General features: G+C 47.5%; 14 protein-coding genes. 4 read left to right on the top strand and 10 right to left on the bottom strand.

The window, feature by feature from the left end; all coding sequences use genetic code 11:
* Positions 1 to 55 precede the first annotated feature (55 nt).
* From guaA to I2H74_RS21430, 9 genes are all read right to left on the bottom strand, one after another.
* Positions 56 to 1,594, bottom strand: coding sequence for a glutamine-hydrolyzing GMP synthase (gene guaA / locus I2H74_RS21470; RefSeq protein ID WP_195576292.1), 1,539 nt, complete (start codon positions 1,592 to 1,594; stop codon positions 56 to 58).
* Between the two features lie 316 nt (positions 1,595 to 1,910).
* Positions 1,911 to 3,071 (bottom strand): iron-containing alcohol dehydrogenase, encoded by a 1,161-nt coding sequence (locus I2H74_RS21465; protein ID WP_195576291.1) that lies wholly within the window; start codon positions 3,069 to 3,071, stop codon positions 1,911 to 1,913.
* A gap of 110 nt (positions 3,072 to 3,181) precedes the next feature.
* Complete coding sequence (locus I2H74_RS21460; protein ID WP_195576290.1) at positions 3,182 to 5,746, bottom strand: beta-mannosidase; 2,565 nt, start codon at positions 5,744 to 5,746, stop codon at positions 3,182 to 3,184.
* 106 nt (positions 5,747 to 5,852) lie between these two features.
* Complete coding sequence (locus I2H74_RS21455) at positions 5,853 to 6,914, bottom strand: glycoside hydrolase family 130 protein (RefSeq protein ID WP_195576289.1); 1,062 nt, start codon at positions 6,912 to 6,914, stop codon at positions 5,853 to 5,855.
* Between the two features lie 24 nt (positions 6,915 to 6,938).
* Positions 6,939 to 7,886, bottom strand: a complete 948-nt coding sequence (locus tag I2H74_RS21450) for an MTP-1 family protein (protein WP_195576288.1) — start codon at positions 7,884 to 7,886, stop codon at positions 6,939 to 6,941.
* A 99-nt stretch (positions 7,887 to 7,985) separates the two neighbouring features.
* Complete coding sequence (locus I2H74_RS21445; protein ID WP_229106922.1) at positions 7,986 to 9,629, bottom strand: glycoside hydrolase family 13 protein; 1,644 nt, start codon at positions 9,627 to 9,629, stop codon at positions 7,986 to 7,988.
* Between the two features lie 153 nt (positions 9,630 to 9,782).
* A complete protein-coding gene (locus I2H74_RS21440; RefSeq protein ID WP_195576287.1) occupies positions 9,783 to 10,622 on the bottom strand; it encodes a carbohydrate ABC transporter permease in 840 nt (279 codons plus the stop codon).
* Positions 10,609 to 11,487 (bottom strand): sugar ABC transporter permease, encoded by an 879-nt coding sequence (locus I2H74_RS21435; protein ID WP_324254130.1) that lies wholly within the window; start codon positions 11,485 to 11,487, stop codon positions 10,609 to 10,611. The genes I2H74_RS21440 and I2H74_RS21435 overlap by 14 nt, the downstream gene beginning before the upstream one ends.
* The gene (locus I2H74_RS21430) at positions 11,487 to 12,800 is read right to left on the bottom strand and encodes an extracellular solute-binding protein (protein WP_195576285.1); all 1,314 of its coding nucleotides are present in this window, start codon (positions 12,798 to 12,800) and stop codon (positions 11,487 to 11,489) included. Before I2H74_RS21430 ends, I2H74_RS21435 begins: the two co-directional genes overlap by 1 nt.
* 412 nt (positions 12,801 to 13,212) lie before the next feature.
* On the opposite strand from I2H74_RS21430, the gene I2H74_RS21425 reads away from it, so the two are divergent.
* Both I2H74_RS21425 and I2H74_RS21420 read left to right on the top strand, forming a co-directional pair.
* Positions 13,213 to 14,235: a LacI family DNA-binding transcriptional regulator gene (locus tag I2H74_RS21425; RefSeq protein WP_195576319.1), complete on the top strand. Its 1,023-nt coding sequence runs from the start codon at positions 13,213 to 13,215 to the stop codon at positions 14,233 to 14,235.
* Positions 14,236 to 14,283: 48 nt separating this feature from the next.
* On the top strand, positions 14,284 to 16,005 hold the full coding sequence (locus I2H74_RS21420) for a phospho-sugar mutase (RefSeq protein WP_195576284.1): 1,722 nt from the start codon (positions 14,284 to 14,286) through the stop codon (positions 16,003 to 16,005).
* Between the two features lie 197 nt (positions 16,006 to 16,202).
* Here the strand turns inward: I2H74_RS21420 and I2H74_RS21415 are convergent, their stop codons facing one another.
* On the bottom strand, positions 16,203 to 16,988 hold the full coding sequence (locus tag I2H74_RS21415) for a Cof-type HAD-IIB family hydrolase (protein WP_195576283.1): 786 nt from the start codon (positions 16,986 to 16,988) through the stop codon (positions 16,203 to 16,205).
* Positions 16,989 to 17,308: 320 nt separating this feature from the next.
* On the opposite strand from I2H74_RS21415, the gene I2H74_RS21410 reads away from it, so the two are divergent.
* Positions 17,309 to 18,310, top strand: a complete 1,002-nt coding sequence (locus I2H74_RS21410) for a LacI family DNA-binding transcriptional regulator (RefSeq protein ID WP_195576282.1) — start codon at positions 17,309 to 17,311, stop codon at positions 18,308 to 18,310.
* Between the two features lie 392 nt (positions 18,311 to 18,702).
* Positions 18,703 to 19,644 (top strand): alpha/beta fold hydrolase, encoded by a 942-nt coding sequence (locus tag I2H74_RS21405; protein WP_195576281.1) that lies wholly within the window; start codon positions 18,703 to 18,705, stop codon positions 19,642 to 19,644.
* Positions 19,645 to 19,752: the final 108 nt, after the last annotated feature.

Genomic DNA, 19,752 nt, shown 5'->3' with positions numbered 1-19,752 from the left:
GAATCTAAAAAAGCCCTAGAATCCTTAACGATTAAGAATTCTAGGGCCTCCTATATTATTCCCACTCAATGGTTGCTGGTGGCTTGGACGTTACGTCGTACACGATACGGTTGACGTTGTCGACTTCATTTACGATGCGAACAGAGATCTTCTCAAGGATATCCCAAGGGATACGAGCCCAGTCCGCTGTCATGCCGTCGATGGATGTAACCGCACGAATACCTACGGTGTAGGAGTAGGTGCGAACGTCACCCATCACGCCAACGCTCTTCATATCTGGAAGAGCCGTGAAGTACTGCCAGATCTCTTGATCAAGGCCTGCTTTCGCGATTTCTTCACGAAGGATCGCATCGGACTCCCGTACGATCTTGAGCTTGTCCTCTGTCACTTCGCCAAGGACACGGATCGCAAGTCCTGGACCTGGGAATGGCTGACGCCAAACGATCTCGCGTGGAATGCCGAGCTCTTCGCCCACTTTACGAACTTCGTCCTTGAACAATGTGTTCAATGGCTCGATCAATTGGAACTTCATGTCTTCAGGAAGACCGCCAACGTTGTGGTGAGACTTGATCGTTTGAGCGGTTGCTGTACCACTTTCTACGATATCCGTATACAGCGTGCCTTGTGCCAAGAAGTCGAAGTCTCCAAGCTTCGCAGACTCTTCGTCGAAGCAGAAGATGAACTCGTTACCGATGATCTTGCGCTTTTGCTCAGGATCAGATACGCCAGCAAGCTTGCTCATGAAGCGCTCGCGAGCATCGATCTTAATCACGTGCATATCGAACTTGCCGCCAAATGTCTCCATCACGCCTTCTGCTTCATCCTTACGAAGCAAGTTGTGGTCGATGAACATACAAGTCAATTGGTCGCCGATCGCTTTGTGGATCAATACTGCCACTACGGAGGAGTCTACACCGCCGCTAAGCGCGCACAGTACTTTACGATCGCCTACAAGGTCGCGAATTTCTTGGATCTTATCTTCGATGAAGGATTCCATCGTCCAGTCGCCCGTACATTTACATTCTTCGAACAAGAAGTTCTTGAGCATTTCATTACCGTTCACAGAGTGACGAACCTCTGGGTGGAACTGTACGCCGAAGAAGCGCTTCTCCGGATGGCTGATTGCAGCAATTGGAGCATGCTCTGTGCTTGCATCGATACGAAAGCCCTCAGGAAGCTCAACCACTTTATCACTGTGGCTCATCCATACCGTTTGGCTTGCATCCAAGCCTTTCGTCAAGAGACTGTTATCCTGGAAGACAACATCCGCTTTTCCGTACTCGCGCTTGCCTGCACGCATAACCTTACCCTTCAACTGATGAGACATCATCTGCATGCCGTAGCAAATGCCTAGAATCGGAAGTCCCATATCGTAAACAGCTGGGTCAACCATCGGGGAATTCTCTTCATATACACTAGCCGGTCCGCCAGAGAACACGATCCCCTTCGGATTCATTTCCTTAATCTTCTCCGCTGGAGTGTTAAATGGAATCAACTCACTGTATACGCCTAGATCACGGATACGGCGTGCGATCAATTGATTGTACTGTCCACCAAAGTCGAGAACGACAATCATCTCATGGTGCTTGCTCATCAATGTGCCTCCTAAATCTTAATGTTCAAGTTCTATGAAAAACTCCTTGAGGGAGGATTTCGGCAATAATAAAGCCTTGATTCAGCTTCAATTCAATTCTTATATCGTAAACAAGAGTAGGCTTCACGTCAATGCCCAAGAGAGGTTATTCCTTAAGGTTCCTTTGACATTAACATGCCCATGAACCCTTATTCTTTATGATGATACGCTGATTTGCCTTTTTCGTCAAAATGGGATTATTGGAACTTCAAGAGAAGCATGACAAACCCGGCCCGTCTTAACATGGACCGGGTATCATCTTCCAATCGCTTCCTTATTATAAGGATGCTCGGTAAATGGTCAGAACGTCTTCTCGTTCAAGCTTCTTGAAGCCGCCAAATGGACCGAACTTGAGGCACTTATCGGCCATTTCCTCAAGCTTCGTATCATCTATATCGTAATCAGCCAAGCGGCTTGGTGCGCCGATCGAGTTCCAAAATGCCCTTACCGCTTCGATTCCCGCAAGCCCGGCCTCTTCATCTGTAAGGCCTTCGGCATTGATTCCAAATACATGGACCGCAAGCTGCTTAAAGCGTGCTGGATTCTCCTTCAGCACATGCTTCATCCAGTTCGGGAATAGAATCGCTAATCCGCCGCCATGCGGGATATCATACACAGCGGACACCGCATGCTCAATATTATGCGTCGCCCAGTCTCCACGAACACCCATCGTCGTCATGCCGTTAAGAGCCAGTGTACCGCTTAGCAGGATCGTTTCACGAAGCTTCGTATTCTCTAAGTCTTCGACCAGCTTAGGCGAGGTCTCAATCACCGTTTTCAGCAGTGTCTCCATCCAGCCGTCCTGAATAGGCGTATCCGCATCATGATGGAAGTAGTTCTCGAACACGTGAGACATGATGTCGATCATGCCATACACCGTCTGATCCTTCGGCAGCGTCTTCGTATACGTCGCATCCAAGATGGAGAACTTTGGATAGACAAGCGGGCTTCCGAATCCAAGCTTCTCCTTCGTCTCCCAGTTGGTAATGACGGATGATCCGTTCATCTCCGAGCCCGTAGCCGCGATCGTCAGGATCGTACCTATCGGCAGTGCTGCCTTCGGTATGGCACGACGCGTCAAGAAATCCCACGCATCGCCTTCATACTTGGCTCCTGCAGCAATTGCCTTTACGCAGTCAATTACACTACCTCCGCCTACAGCGAGAATGAAATCGATGTCGTGCTCAAGGCACAGCTTAACGCCTTCGTGCACAGTATGAAGCCTTGGATTAGGCTCTACTCCTGCAAGCTCTATGACATGAAGATTCATATCTGCAAGAATCGCGGTTACCTGATCGTACAAGCCATTCCGCATAATGCTTCCGCTACCATACACCAAGAGAATACGCTGATAAGGTGCCAGTTCTTCTCTCAGCTTCGCTACTTGACCGGTTCCAAAGATAAGCTTGGTTGGATTCTGAAATTGAAATGCTTGCATAGGTAACGCCTCCTTATAGATGGTTGGCCTTAGATTTAGGTTGAGCCCATTATAAAGGAAATCTTTCGTTGGCGTCCATCAGTAGGAGACAAATTCACTTCATCTCTTCCTTAGTCCTGCGTCTTCCCGTTTATAGCTGAGACGCTAAGCGTATGCCACGGAATAGGCTTGCCCGCGCTTGAAGTGATTCGAACAACCTTCTCTTCCCCTGGCAGAAGATCAAAGAAATTGTCGCTCATCACGATCCAAGCTGCCTCGAGCTCAAGCTTCACCATGCGCGCAAGACAATTCGTTTGGATTCGAACGAGCCCTTCATCCTCATCGACTTCAATCTGCAGCTCTGCTGGCAGGAAGGTCATATCCTTATGATCCCGCAAATAGACAAAATTATCTTCACAGAGTCCATTCTTCGAGCGTAGCACAACAACAATAGTCGAAGGATCTGCCCCATGAAGAAGATCCTTCTCCGGAATAACCTCCATTAGCCGTTTACTATTGCCACACACTTCAATAGAATACTCATGCTGGCATAGAATATCTCCATCCACCGTACATACCTTCAGGATCACTTCATCCTGAAGCACTTCTTTACGATCATTGAGCGCCCAGATTAACAACTCTTGATCCGCATCATGATCAACGGTGTACAGCACGGGCGAGAAAAATTTGCGGCTGTAATGATAAGCAGCCTTCGGCAGGCCATAATAATCAATCACAGACCAGCTCGTGCCCGGCCAGCAGTCATTCAACTGCCAGAACAGCGCCCCGCTTGTCTGCGGCTTATTGCGGCGATAATGCTCAATGCCATACTTCAAGCCTTCGGCTTGGGTAAGCATGGAGAAGTTCATATATTCCTCCATATCGCTTGGCGCGCCGGTATAGCCTTCCATAAGCAGAATGCCCTTCGGATGATGCATATCCTTGTTGCGATACATCATCTCTTCGCTGCCCCAATAGAATTCTTGAGCTGGAATATTGCTCGCCAGCGTATAACGGTTCGAAGAAGCATGCATGCCGAATTCGCTGGCAAACTTCGTGTTATCCGTTTTGAATTTTTTAAAAGACAAGCCTTCTACGCTGTAATCCTGCAGTTGAGGCTCTCCAAATACACGTGGCTCGATATTGCCGTGCCACACCTGCCAGTTATGGGTATCCCCAACCTCGCGCGAATTATGATCATTGCCTCCATATGGCGAGCTTGGCCAGAACAATCGAGTCGGGTCCAGCTCCTCCATCAGGGCAGGCATAAGCTCATGATAGATCTTCTCTCCATAGAAGGGATGCGGAATCTCGCCGCTTGCATGAAGCGCTTCATACAGCCAGTCATTCTCGTTGTTGCCGCACCAAAGGGCAAGGCAGGTTCGACTGCGAAGACGCTTGACGACCTGCTCGACTTCACGCTTCACATTATCCATGAAGTTGCGATTGTAATCCGGATAGAGGGCGCAGGCGAACATGAAATCCTGCCATACAAGCATCCCAAGACGATCACATTCCGCATAGAAAATATCGCGCTCGTAAATGCCGCCGCCCCAAACGCGCAGCATATTCATATTGGCATCTCGGCTCATCGTCAACAGATGCGTATAACGCTCGTCCGGAACGGATGCAATAAAGCTGTCGATCGGAATCCAGTTCGCCCCTTTGGCAAACAGCTTGACGCCATTCAGCTTGAAGGTAAAGGCATGCTCTCCTTCTTCGTTATGAAGCATCAGCTCTAGCGTACGAATGCCAAAAGACTGCGTGTACTGATCAATCGCCTGATCTTCGGTAAGCAGCTTAACCTCCAGCTGATACAAGTAAGGCTCTCCCAGATCATGCGTCCACCATAGTATGGGATCATGGACATGCAGGGTAGCCTGACCGCTTAAGCCCTGAGCAATAATTGCTCCGTCAATGTGAACACCTTCGTTTTGATCCACTTGAAGCAGCGCTTCACTGACGACTTGGCCCTCCTGATTCTTCAGCATCACTTGTGCAGAGTAGCCTGCCTTGCGGTCGTAAGCTTGAATGTTTAAGGTTACATCGATTGCAGCCTTCTGTTCATCCACAGCAGTCGTGCGTGCAAACACATCCTGAATGGCAGCCTTCGTGCGCTTCACAAGATGAACATCCTTCCAGATGCCTGCGCATACAAGGCGAGGTCCCCAGTCCCAGCCATAATGGCTTTGTGCCTTGCGGGTCCAAATCCGCTTCTTGCTGAAGCCGGACCAGTAGTACTGCTTCTTGCTCTCTGCATGCAGATGCGCAGGATCGATCTTCACAGCAAGCGTATTCTTCCCCTTCTTTAGCTCGCGCGTGACATTAAAGGCATGCTCGATAAACATGTTGTCTGTAGAGCCGAGCTCTACGCCGTTCAGATACACCGTTGCAAAGGTATCGAGCCCTTCGAAGATGAGCTCCATTCTCTCTCCCGCTCCAGGTTCTACATCCTCATCATGGGTAAATACCGTTCGATACCACCATACTTTCTCTTCAACCCACCGGCAATTCTGATCGTTATGCCCAAAAAAAGGGTTATCGATCACACCACGTTCCATCAGGGTTGAATGGACATCACCCGGCACCTTCGTCGTCATCCAAAAATAATCGATAAATTCCGGTGAGGCCACTTCCAGATCCTTTGCTTCTCCCACATTAAAATCCCGGAGCTTCCAATTGTCTGATATTCTCATGATGCTCTCCTATCGTGCGCGAAACGCCAAGGCTCCCGCAGGGCCTTGGCGCTCACTATATTACGGTGCTGCAACATCTCATTATTCCACAACTGCACCGTGATTTCTATTCGTATTTTAAGCTGTCCAGAATTTCTTGTACGCTAAGTTCCGCACATGCCATCGATGTATCGGCAACGCCGTAGTACATTTTCACAACATCGCCATGAACGGCCGCTCCACAGGAGAACACAACGTCGCCAAAGAAGCCGTTCTTCTCATATTCTGCATCCGGCTCCATAATCGGATGCTCGGAGCGAGCAATCACCTTGGATGGATCATTCAGATCCAAGAGTAGCGCTCCCATGCAGTAGCGATGATCGAGTGTTGCACCATGATAAAGCTCGAGCCATCCCTTTTCCGTCTTGAATGGAACGGCGCCTCCGCCCATGCGGCCGCTGTCCCACATGCCTTCACGAAGACCTGCAAGATGCTTATGGTTGCCCCAATACAGCAGATTATCGGATTCAGCAATCCACATTTCCGGATTACCTGTGCTCTTCGTCGTTGGACGATGCAGCGCATAGTACTTGCCGTTGATCTTTTCAGGGAAGATCAATACGTCCTTGTTGTCAGGACCAAAGATCATGCCATGATGAGTGAAGTTCTTGAAGTCCTTCGTCGATACCATGGATTCGCCAACGCCAACTGGAGAGACAGCCGAGAAGTAGATGTAATACGTATCCCCGATTTGGGTCACACGCGGATCCTCGATGCCAAATGTCTCAAGGGATTGGGATGGGTATACCAACGGTTCATCATCAATCGTGAAGTTGTGGCCGTCTTTGCTGCGCGCAACGCGGATATAGGACAAGCTGGTCAAATACTCAAACGTCGAGCTCTTCGATACATTGCGAATCACACGTGGATCAGAAAAATCGTAGCGCTCGTCATCTGTACGCAGCTCGATAATATCAAGCTGCTTCGTTTCCACATTATATACAGGGGCTTTCACGATCATTGGATCATGGCTGATCGGACGCTCTGCCACGCGAAGCAGCAGCAGAATTTCCCCATTGTATTCCGCAACGCCTGCATTGAATGCGCCAATCACTTCAAAGTCATCCCGATGCGGCTTGACATCAGCAGGTGTAATCATTGGGTTCTCTTCGTATCTATAGATATTCATGGTGTCGTACTCCAATCCTAAGGCTTAATTTTGCTCAAATGTTAAAAAGGGATCTTGAATCGTCAAACGATGCGCTTCAGCATCACTGATGCCTGCATACAAATCTGCTGTTCCATCCGCTTTGCGCACCAATCCACCGCTGAATACAACATCGACCAAATCCGGTCGCTTCGTTGCACCTGGGAGGAATTTGTCGCGAATCGCAATCAGCTCCATGTCGGAATGCTCTCCCGTTGCCGGATCAAGAACAAAGGCCATTGGATAATAGTGACGATTGCCCTCGTCATCAAAGGAGGCAATATGTCCAAGAACACCAACGAGACCATTGCTTAGGATGTGAAGCTCGTTGCCTCCGCCCCACTCCTCATCAATAAATTGCCCTTGAAGCAGCGGAGCCTCATTTACAAGTGCGATAGACAGATCTTGCAGGCTCTTCGCTGTCGTAAAGCCAATCTTTCCGCGGCCGCCCTTTTCTCCTTGAGGACGAGTAAAGACGCCGATCTCTCCGTTAGGAAGCTCCACAAGACGAAGATCCTTCATGGCATCTGGACCAACAAAGAATGGAGCTAGCTCTTGAATGCTATTGCCTTTGTAGAATACGGTCCGCCACATCAACGCATTCTCTTGTGTAGGATGCGGATAAATTTGAACACCGCCTAGGACAAGCTCACCTTGAATAAAGGTGAAGAATGGATCTTGAAGAGTAAACACAGGCGCACCCTCGCGAGGTACCCATGCACCATCTTTTTCGACAAAGAAATGAATTTCAGAATGTTCGCTGTCCCGAGACTCCACGCGACCTGCGATAACTGGCTCTCCTTGATCTTCAAAGGGAGCCGTAATGTTATAGACATCCTTATCGCCAACACCAGTGAAGTTCAGCTTTACTGGGTCTTTGGCAAGCGGAGCCTTATCCAAGTACTCCTTCAATAACGTTTCACACGTTTTCACATCGGACTTGTGCAATGCCATGATGGATTTCTCCTTTTCCTATCCAAAAATCGCGCTCTTTATCTTCGCTTTATATAATGAAATAACTAAAATAAGATCAACATCTCTTGTACGATTGATTTAATTGCGGGTGGTCCATATTGCGCCAGTATAACCCGGCAATGTTGCCCTATCACCTGTTTGACGATCGTCAATAGGCTGTGAGGTGATTGCAAGCTGCAGGGCATGTTTCTTCACTTCTGACAGATCTATTTCCACAGGGTCTACTCCAAAGTTGAGTGCAACAAGCGAGATATCATCCGAGACGATCTTCGTGAAGATCAACGCCTCTCCCTCTCGCTCAATTCTGGAATAGCCTCCCTCTGCAAGCGAAGGATGAACTCGGCGAAGCATAAGCAGCTGTTGATAATACGCATAAATCGAATCTGGATTAGATTGTTCCGCTGCGACGTGAATCTCATCGTGGCGAGGTCCCATCGCGATCCACGGCTTTACTTGAGAGAAGCCGCCATATTCGCTTCCGTCCCACTGCATCGGGGTACGCGACTTGTCACGACTCTTTTCATTCGCACGCGTTAATGCTTCATCTTCTGACAGCCCTTCCTCTATGGCGAGATCATAATGCGTTAAGCCTTGAATGTCCCTCATATCTTCAATCCGAAGGGAGTAATAGTCCCGCATGCCAATCTCATCGCCGTAGTAAAGGAAAGGCACTCCCTTGCCTGTCAGCATGAAGGCTGCCATCAGCTTCGCGCGAAGCACTTCAAGCTCAGGATCTCCTTCGCCAAAGCGGCTGATATGCCTTGCCATATCATGACTGCTGAAAAATAACGTTGGGACCTGATCCGAACGATGTACCTCTTCCATGAGAAGAATTTGCTCAATCAGCTTGCTTGGCTGATACGTCTCTTGGCTGCCGAGATTAAAGTTGAATACGACATCAAGAAGGCCATTACCGCTGTATTGCTTCAATAGCGGCATCTCCTCGGATCCAACCTCGCCAACCATAAAGGCGCCCTCACGCTGATGGACAAATTCGCATATTTCCCGAATCGCATCCAGAATTCCATCCTGATCCTTATCGTATCGATGATCCTGTTCACCGTTGTCCTGATAAGGATTGTCCGGGAATTGACCCGATACTTTTAAAAAGTTAATGACATCAAGACGGAATCCATCTATGCCTTTATCCAGCCAGAAGCCCATGACGTCTTTCATGGCTTCTCTAACCTCTGAATTCGCCCAGTTCAGATCAACCTGCTCTTTGGCAAAGGCATGATAGTAATACTGCCCGCTTGCTTCGTCGTATTCCCAAGCTGGCCCTCCGAAGAAGGATTCCCAGTTGTTTGGCATGCCGCCATCAACAGGGTCTTTCCAGATGTACCAATCCCGCTTCGGGTGATCCTTCGAAGATTTGGACGCTTGAAACCACGGATGTGCAGAAGACGTATGGTTCAATACAAGATCCACGATGACGCGAATATCACGTTCATGAGCAGCTTTGATGAAAGCCTCAAAGTCCTCCAAAGTTCCGTAATCAGGATCAATTGCGTAATAGTCAGCAATATCGTAGCCGTTATCAACTTTTGGCGACTTGTAGAACGGGGTTAGCCATATGCCGCCAATCCCTAAAGCCTTCAGATCATCAAGCTTCGAGGCTATTCCTCTGAAATCGCCAATACCGTCTCCATTGCCGTCACAGAAGCTTGGCATGTATATTTCGTAGAAGGCGGTACGACGCCACCATGGAACGTTTGAATCCATCTCCTCTGCTCCTTTCAAACCATTTCAGCTGTCCTTTCCCAAGCATCGAAATGGTGTCTAAACCTTTCTAGTGTAAAAGCGATGCACGTCTGCATGTGAATCCAGCCGCTTGTAAGCTAGTGCCTTCCTCTATGCAGACGAATGCATGCCCTTTTATTTCAGACTGAACTGCATGCCTTCCTTGAACTTCTTACCGAAGATCGCGAACATGATGATAATCGGAACGGTAAGAATAACGGATGCCGCATACAGCGGACCTGGATAGCTTCCGTAAGGTCCAAACATTTGGGACAAGAGCACGTTCAGCGTCAGCATGTTGTCGCTGCGCACAACGAGCATATCCCACAAGAGCTCTGTCCAGCGTTCCATCAGCAAGAACAAGAAGATAACAGCTGTAATGGACTTCGACATCGGCATCATTATGCGATATAGAATCTTGAAGTCCGATGCCCCATCCAGCTTCGCCGCTTCAATAAATACGGTCGGAATCGCTTTAAAGAAGTTCGTGTACATAAAGATTGCCCATAGGCTGACAGCCTTTGGAATAATCATGGCCCAGTACGTATCATATAGCCCTACCTTCTGAATCACGAGAAACTGAGGAATGAGCAGGATGATCGCTGGGAAGAACATGTGGAACAACACGAAGTTGTTCACCGTGTCGCGTCCTTTAAAGTTCAGCTTGGATAAGGCGTATGCGACCATGACACCGAACACCATCATCAAGGCTGTGGATGCCACGGATACGATTATACTGTTAAAGAATGCGTTCACCCACGGTCTAGCAATGCCGACCTCACCGCCAGTGAACAGCCATTCGTACGACTTGAACGTAAATTTCGACGGCACGAGCTGCTTATCGATCTGCGTCCAATCTGCAAAGGAGTTCAACACCATGTACAGATACGGATAGACCATCACGAGCAGGAGTGCTGAAGCAATGATGTATCGGATTGTCAGACGCAGCTTGCTTTTTTCTTTAGACCCAACCATTTCGTTTACCCCAACCTTCCAGAAGTTTTCGAATCACGAAAATGGAGATAAAGGTCACTACGGACGCCATAATGGCGATTGCGGATGCATACCCCGCTTGCAGGTTCTTGAAGGCCTGACTGTAGATCTCCATCTGCCACGTATTCGTTGCATAGTTTGGTCCGCCGCCTGTTAATTGGTACACCTCTGTAAAGATCCCGAACGTTACCCCGAAGGATAGAATCAAGGTTGTATATAGAGCTGGGTACAACAGCGGCAACGTAATTCTCCAGAATCGCTGGCGATTCGTAACGCCGTCAATGGCGGCTGCCTCATACACTTCACGATCAATGCTCTCAAGACCCGAAGTTAGAATAAGCGCATAATAGCCCGTGAATTTCCAAGCTAGAATAATGCCAACAATCGCAAGAGCCGAGATCGGCGTTCCGAGCCAGTCAATATCTAACCCGAATGTATTGCGCAAAAAAGTGTTAACAGGGCTGTTGTAAGACAAGAAGCCCTTTGCAATCAGGGACGATACAACCCCTGAAGACAGGTATGGCAGGAAGAAGCCGATCAGATACAAACTCTTGAACTTTGGCAATCCCTGCACCAATACTGCTACAGCGAGAGACATAACCGTTACGAGCGGTACGAATAGCATCATGAACTTATACGTAACCCAGAAAGAGGCCTGTACACCTGGTGAAGCCAATGCCTTCGTGAAGTTTTTCAATCCAACGAAATCATATGTCGGTGCAATCAAGTCCCAGTTTGTAAAGGCAAGATAGAACGACCATAGCAGTGGACCTAGGAAAAATATAAGTCCATAAATAAGGTAGGGACTGGCAAAGAGCCAGCCCAACCGATTATTTTGTTTGTCAATCATTGCTGAAGTTCCCCTTCAATGGCTTTCTTCATATTGTCCCACGCCGTTTGTGGATCAATTTCGCCACGAACAATTTTGTTGAATGCTTCAGAACCAATCAATGTCTGCAGTTCATTGAAGCGAGGGTTGTCGATAGAAGGAACTGCTTTGGACACTGCCTCTGCGAACGGTCCAAGCTCAGGCTTCTCAGCAACAACATCTTTGAACGCTTGGAGTTCCATCAAATCATCACGTGCTGGAGGCAGATTGGTTTTTTCGAACCAAGCCACATCATTTGCACTGTCGGAGTATACCCACTTCAGGAATTCCGCAGCTGCCTCTTGTTTTTCTTTTGGCGCACCTGCAAAGATGACAAGACCTTTAGCATCTGCATACGTCTTGGATTTCGCTGGATCCACATTGTCTGGTACAGGCGGCAATGTCAGATCAAAGTTCTCTTTGAATTTCAATTCAGGGTATTTCTCTTTCCACATATCGAATGTCCAAGGACCAATATCCGTGAATACGCCTAGGCCTGTCTCAAATGGATCGGTTGCCTGTTTTGCAAGCACTGCTTTCTCTTTAACAAGTTCACTTACAAACGTAAGCATCTCTACGCCAGCCTTCTCGTCTCCTACAAAGTTGGAGCCCTCGATAAACTTATTGCCGTCGGAAGCAGCGTTATACAAAATGAAGAAGTCGAACCAACGCTTCCATGCTGTAGGGTCAGCCAAATCGGCACCTTTACCCCACATGAATTTGTCTGGATATTTAGCTTTCAGCTTTTTCGCCGCATCCAGCACTTCGCTGTATGTTTTTGGCGGCTCGTTATAGCCGATTTCTTTAAGAATATCGGTACGCCAGCCGATCAGCATCGGGTTGGAGTAGATTGGAAGCACATATTGATGTCCATCAGCGAACTCCCAAGGCTTAATCGTTTCTGTCATGTTGCGCGCATCTACGATCTCTTTGAATTGCGGAAGCTCATCAAGTGCTACAAGCGCTTTACTGTTGGACAATTGAGCGGCAAATCCGCGGTTAATATTTTCAGAGATCGTTGGTGCGTTGCCGCCTGCGATCGCAGCCTGAATGCTTGCTTCAGAGCTTGGAGATTCTTTAATCGCGCTTACATTTACTTTAACCTTAGGGTTAACCGTTGCGTATTTGTCAGCCATCTCCTGCCAGAAAGCTTGTTGAGTTGGGTTTGGCGCTGCCCAGAATTCAATCGTAGTGACTCCGTCTGCGCTCTCCGTACCTCCGCCCTTCGCACAACCTGCAAGTACACTGAACACCATCGTTAAAGCAAGAATAAGTGAAAGTTTCTTTTTCATGTTGATATAGCCTCCCTAATTGCAAAATGCCTTCAACTTAATTTAAACATTACTTTAATGTTTGTAACGTTACAAAATATAATTACTTAAGATTATTGTAAGCGCTGTTTCACATTATCGAATATATACAACGGTTTGTCAACGACAATAAACGCCAATTTTTCGTTTTGTCATTCAATTCTCGATATCGTCACAATATGTGAATCATTTTAAAGTCACTTTACTAATGATCTTTGTAACGTTACAATTAATTTTGTAATGTCTATTTTGTAATTTTGTGTTTTCTGGCATAATTTCTAATATAGTATGAGGTTAGCAACCTTGGATTTATGCGACATACTATGGATAAACCTTTTTCTAAATTTTCGCATTTGGAAAGGAACGTATCATTTTGACGAAGCCTAAAATAACGATGCAGGATATTGCAGATCGCTTGCAGCTGTCGAAGAATTCCGTCTCTCAGGCCCTATCCGGCAAGGATGGCGTCAGCGAAGAGACAAGGAAGCTCGTCTTGGAGGCAGCCGAGCAGATGGGATATACCTATCTTCGCGGCAAGCGGCGAAAAGCAACAGCCGATAGCATGCAAACAGGCAATATTGCCCTTATTGCTACTGACTTTGCTTTCTCGAAGAGAAACTTCTTTGGCGAGATCTATTTGACGATCGAGAAGGAAGCAAGCAAGCGCGGCAAACACCTGCTTATTCAATCGATATCACAAGAGATGAAGGACGAGCTTGCGCTCCCTCCTTTTATTCAAAATAAAACGGTAGACGGCATTCTCATTCTGTCTCATCTGAGCACTCCTTATATGAACACGCTCATTGAGGCCGGCATTCCCGCGGTCCTGATCGATCATCATCATCCGGATGTTCATGCAGACTGCATTTTGACCAACAATCGTTTCAGCGCCTATCATGTCGTTCAGTATTTGTACAAGCTTGGTCATCGCCGCATCGGGTTCATCGGGAATATTAATTTCTCGCCTAGCTACTATGAGCGGCTTGAGGGCTTTAATCTTGCTCATTACGAACTGGAGCTTGACGTGAATCCGGGATGGATTATTCACGATGCCCTAGAGCAGCAGGAAGACATTATGCAGAAGATGAGCGGCCTAAGCGAACAGCCGACTGCTTGGTTCTGCGTCAACGACGGCCTTGGCTTTCTTGCCATTTCCACGCTTAATCTGTTAGGCTATCAGGTTCCTCATGATGTCAGCGTCGTGAGCTTTGATAATGGCCAGCTGTCTCAGATTGCAACACCGGCTACCACGACGATGTCCGTTGATCTAGAGACGTATGGCGTGAAGGCGGTTGAACAGCTGTTCTGGAGAATGGAGAATCCTGAAGCTCCTTTTACCGAACTGCTGCTGCCTACCACCTTGATTGAACGGGATTCCACCGCGCCGCCAAGGGACTTAAGGCAAGATCAGCCATGAGTGTAGTATAGATTCATATATAGAGGATTGGGACTGGAGGAGACCAAAATGACGGTACAACAACAAGCTTATGAGGCCTATCAGACATGGCTGAATAGCCCCGTAATCAGCGAAGAGGCAAAAGAAGAGCTTCGCAGCATTGGCAATCAAGAGGACGAAATGACAGATCGCTTCTATAAAGAGCTGGAATTCGGAACAGGGGGACTTCGCGGAGTTATCGGATATGGGACAAACCGAATCAACGTATACACCTTAGGCAAAGCTACGCAAGGATTAGCAGCGACGCTTACAGCAGCTCACCAGGAGCCATCCGTCGCCATCGCCTACGACTCACGCCACTTCTCTCCTGAATTTGCGTTGGAGACAGCGCTTGTGCTTGCGGGAAATGGCGTTCGCGCATATGTGTTTGAATCGCTTCGTCCAACCCCTGAGCTTTCCTTTGCAGTACGCTATTTGAAAGCGGATGCGGGAATTGTGATTACAGCAAGCCATAATCCTCCTGAGTACAACGGGTATAAGGTTTATGGCGGAGATGGCGGGCAAATTACCCCTGAGACCGCTTCTCGCGTGATTGAAGCGATTCGCGCCGTACAATCTTTTGAGGGTGTAAAAAAGCTAAGCCGCGAGCAGGCGGAGAGAGATGGCCTGCTTGTATGGCTTGGCGAAGAGCTTGATAAGGCGTACATTGATGCGGTTGCCGCAGTCAGCCAGCATCCAGAAGTGATTAAGGCGGAGAGCAGTAACTACCGCATTGTGTACACCCCGCTTCACGGCACAGGCAACATGCCGGTTCGCGCTGTGCTTGACCGCATCGGCTTCCATAAGGTGCATGTTGTTCCGGAGCAGGAGAAGCCAGATGCGAACTTCTCTACGGTGCAATCTCCGAATCCTGAGGAGCATGCTGCCTTTGAGATCGCGATCCATCAAGCCAAGGATTGGAATGCTGATCTTATTATCGGTACCGACCCAGACGCTGACCGTATGGGGGCCGTCATCAAGAATGATCAAGGCGAATACTTCGTCCTGAGCGGGAATCAATCCGGCGCGATCATGGTGCATTATTTGCTCGAATCCATGCAAAACAAAGGTACCCTACCTTCTAATGGAGCGGTTGTGAAGACGATTGTAACGAGCGAGATGGGGGCAGCAATTGCGAAGTCTTATGGCATGACCGTATTCAACACACTGACTGGCTTTAAGTATATCGGGGAAAAAATGACGGAGTTCCAGAAAACAGGCTCTCATCAGTTCATCTTCGGCTATGAGGAGAGCTACGGCTATCTAGCAGGCATGTATGCGCGTGATAAGGACGCGGTAATTGCCGCCATGCTAATCAGTGAAGCTGGTGCGTATTATAAATCGCAGGGCAAATCGCTGTATGAGGTCCTTCAAGAGCTGTACCATACCTACGGCTACTTTGCAGAGAAGCTTGCCACTCGCACCTTGAAAGGCATGAAGGGCGTACAGCTTATCGCAAGCATCATGGAATCTTGGCGTAAAGAAGCGCCTACCGAAGTATGCGGTGTTGAAATGACAAAGGTAGAAGACTTTAGCCTTGGCCTATATGACCTGCCGAAGGAGAATGTCCTGAAATTCCATCTCGCAGATGGAAGCTGGTTCTGCCTTCGCCCATCCGGGACAGAGCCGAAGATCAAGATGTACTTCGCAGTACAAGGCGAATCGCATGCTGACGCACAAGCGAAGCTTGAGGCTGTAAGTGATGATGTCCTCGCGCGAATCGATGCGTTTATTGAGGCGAATAACGAATAATAGAAGCTAAGGCTGTTGTGACACCTGATTGTTCCACCCGTTCCAAATTGAGCGAAGGATAACAGCCTTTTCTTTTTTAACTTGGACATGTTTCATCCGGGAATAATAAAGGCGGACCTTTCATGGTCCGCCTTTTTTGCTATAATAGCGCCACTTACCTATTACGTTTGTCGCACCACCACACTATAAATCTCTGCTCACGATACTTGCAGCTGAATTAACCCTAATTCATGCAGTGCAACGGCAATGCCGTCTTCGCTTACCTTTAGTGTGACTTTATCCGCTACCGCCTTCAGCGCATCCCCTGCATTGCCCATTGCAATGCCTGTGCCTACGAACTGAAGCATCTCAAGATCGTTGATGCCATCGCCAAATGCCATGCTTTCTTCCCGCTTCACTCCGGCAGCCTGCAAATAATGCTCGATGCCAAGCGCCTTCGATGAACCTCGAAGCTGTACATCTGCAGCTAACTCGTCCCAATGCATGACATGAAGCTTAGGGAACTGCTGTTCATAATCGCGTCCCGTCTCCTCATCTGTAAACAGTAAACATTGATAAATCGCATGCTCCTCATCAAAGGAAGGCGTTACGGTTGGCACCGTTAATCCATGATTGCCAAGACAGCTTTCTGCCTCATGCGTGAGCAGTGTAAGTCGATATTGATCATGGGACACGAGTCCAAGACCATGTCCGTTCTTCATCGTTGTTTCCTTGAAGGACTTCACGAGTTCTGCTGGGATCGGGTTATCAAAAATAAGCTCGCCCGCGCGCACCACATAGTTTCCGTTTAGACTCACATAGGAATGAATGCCAAGCTCCTCGCGAATCCATTCAAAGTTCACAGGAGGTCTTCCGGTTGCGATGACGGTCTCGACTCCCGATTCCTGCAATAGTCTAACCGCCTGCTTTGCAGATTCAGGAATCTGCTTCTGTTCGTCTAACAACGTTCCGTCGATATCAAAAAACACAGTACGAATCGCCATCTTCACACTCTCCCTTTTTTATTCTTGATGCTGCTGTTCTCTCTCTTTATGGTATGGCTTCCTATCCATAGCTGACAAGGGGCGGGCTCCGTAACGCCCAAACCGGTAACGCCGAAGCAGCAGCCCCGTACAGCAGATCGACCTGCTAATGTAAGGATAAACTATGAAACGCATTTCAGGTCAACCACTTTTACGGATGGAATGTTGTAGGGTAAAATAAAGATTCAGCATCATATCTTGCAGTACGAAGAACTGCTTCAGAGCAGAACTTTTCTACAGGTCGGAAAGCATCTTCGTGATGGGCAAAGGAAAGGAATCCTATGGCGAACATTCGAGAAATTGCGAAACTTGCTGGCGTATCGGTATCCACCGTATCGCGTGTGCTGAATAATCATCCGTATGTAACCGCTGATAAGCGAGAAGCCGTAATGAAGGCGATTAATCAGCTGCAATATACACCTAACCGCAATGCCGTTAATCTGGCAACTGGCGCGACTCGCATGATCGGTGTCCTGCTTCCTTTCACAAATCATCCCTATTATTCCGGCATGCTGGAAGGCATCTCTGCCCGCGCGCTTAAGCAGCATTATGATATTGTGCTGTGCCAGACGAATTATGACGTCAAAGAGGAAGAACGAGCTTTGCAGATGCTTCGAGACAAGCTGGTCGACGGCATTATTGTTTGCTCGAAGCAGGGAGAATGGAAGCTGTTTGAATCCTATGCTCCATATGGCCCTATCGTCGTATGTGAGTATAACGAATCGAAGCGTTTATCTTCGGTGTATGCAAATTTTTACGCGAGTACATTAGAAGCGATGAACATCCTGATCGAACAGGGACACCGCCGTATTGGCTATTGCCTTGGCAGACCGAACAGCTACAATAGCAAAAAGCGTCTTGCCGCATACGAAGAAGCACTGGAGTCCGCCGGGGAAACCGTCCGGTCCGAATATTGCTTCTTCCACTGCTATCAATTCGATCAAGGTGCCGAGGTGCTGCGGTCGATCATGAAGCTGCCAGAACGGCCAACAGCGCTGCTCGTAGCAGGAGATCAAGCCGCGTGCGGCATTGTTATTGAAGCGAGGAAGCAAGGCTTAGAGGTGCCGGCTGACCTATCTGTGATTGGTTTCGATAATATACCGATCTCAAAGGTGCTTGAGCTCTCAACCTTTGACTATGCAAGCTACGAAGCCGGTGCGACGGCCTTTGACACCTTTTATCGTCAATATCGTTTGCATGGGAACGCGGATGTTGAGAAACATGAACTACCGTGTCAATTCATTGCACGTTCAACGGTAGGACCTGTTCCAGCTAATCCGTAGAGCCAGCAATATGTACATCTCATATACCTAAAAAACGATTATGACTCTAGCTACGTTCTGTTAGAATCCATTAATCGTTTTTTTATTTTGAGCCTATACACGATATCGTCATTAGTTCCTCTTTATTAATCTTGCCAACAGAGTAAAATTTTGGGATAATGATTGAGGGCATTGATTGTTAGATGTCTGACTAGTTATTCCAAATTAATAGGTTGCCTGTATGAGGAGGCATATTCTAGTCGCCTATTTATTTGTAGATCAGCATCAAACACAGGGTAGGGTGGTCTAGGATATCTGCTTTATTGTTATTCGCATTGAGGGGGCGAGTTGAACAATCTTTTATAGCTCTGCCGAACAAGTTCTAATTAACTTATTCGGAGGTTATCCACAACATGAAGAAACCGCTTGCTTTTCTTTTAGCAGCTATGATCTCTATTATTTCTTTCACAACATCAACATTTGCCGCTACAAATCCATTTGATGATTATCCTGAAGTAAATAATCCAAATATTGTGAAACCACCCGCTCCGATCAAATTAGTAGAAACATACACTGATCTTGGAACGCATAAAATATATGCCAACATCCAAGGTGAAACCTATAAAAATAGACCTACTGTTGTTTTTGAGGCGGGGTTTGGACAGGATTCAACGGCTTGGCGCTATGTGCAGCCCGTTATTGCCCAGCAAACCCTTACGGTTTCTTATGATCGTTCTTCTTTAGGAAAGAGTGATCCAACACCTAAAGATTCTAAACGAGATGCGATTGGAATCGCAACAGAGCTTCATAACGTATTGGAACAATTAAAGGTTCCTAAGCCATATATTCTAGTGGGTCATTCCATGGGCGGCAATTATGTTCGTGTATTCCAGGGACTATACCCTGACGAAGTCGCTGGCATTGTAAGTGTAGATGGTACTGTGGATACTTATGAAAAGGATATTCTTCTTCCTTACTTCGATCATGACTACGTAGTTAATGAATACATTCCAGCTTTTAATGCTGCAGAACAAATGGGTCTGGGCAGTTTCGATGATGTGCGTGCTTCAACCAACCAAGCTTTTTCATTCAGATCTTCATTGAAGAAGCTTCCACTCGTTGTTCTATCTGCTCAGAAGCAAATTATGCCTTATTCTCCTGAAGAAGATTTAGAAGCGCTGAAATATATTGACGCCGGTGTAGATTCCCGCTGGCACGAGCTCCAAGCACAGCTAGCTAAACAATCTACGAAGGGCAGATTCATTCTCACGAAAGACTCTGCTCATGAAATCAATCTTTATCGTCCGGATATCGTCATTAACGCTATCAATAGCATTCTTAAGCAAGTCAAATAGATCTTAATTGAAGCTAGGCACCGTTCGGAACAGAGATTATAAAAGATTATAAAAAACTAGTAGGTGAGATAAAGAGAACATGTTTTGACTAGAATGCGCCTATTTCTG

The organism is Paenibacillus sp. 1001270B_150601_E10 (assembly GCF_015558675.1).
Lineage (GTDB): Bacteria > Bacillota > Bacilli > Paenibacillales > Paenibacillaceae > Paenibacillus_B.
Note: the sequence above shows the minus strand (reverse complement) of the source record. Positions and strands in the feature narration are given on the sequence as shown.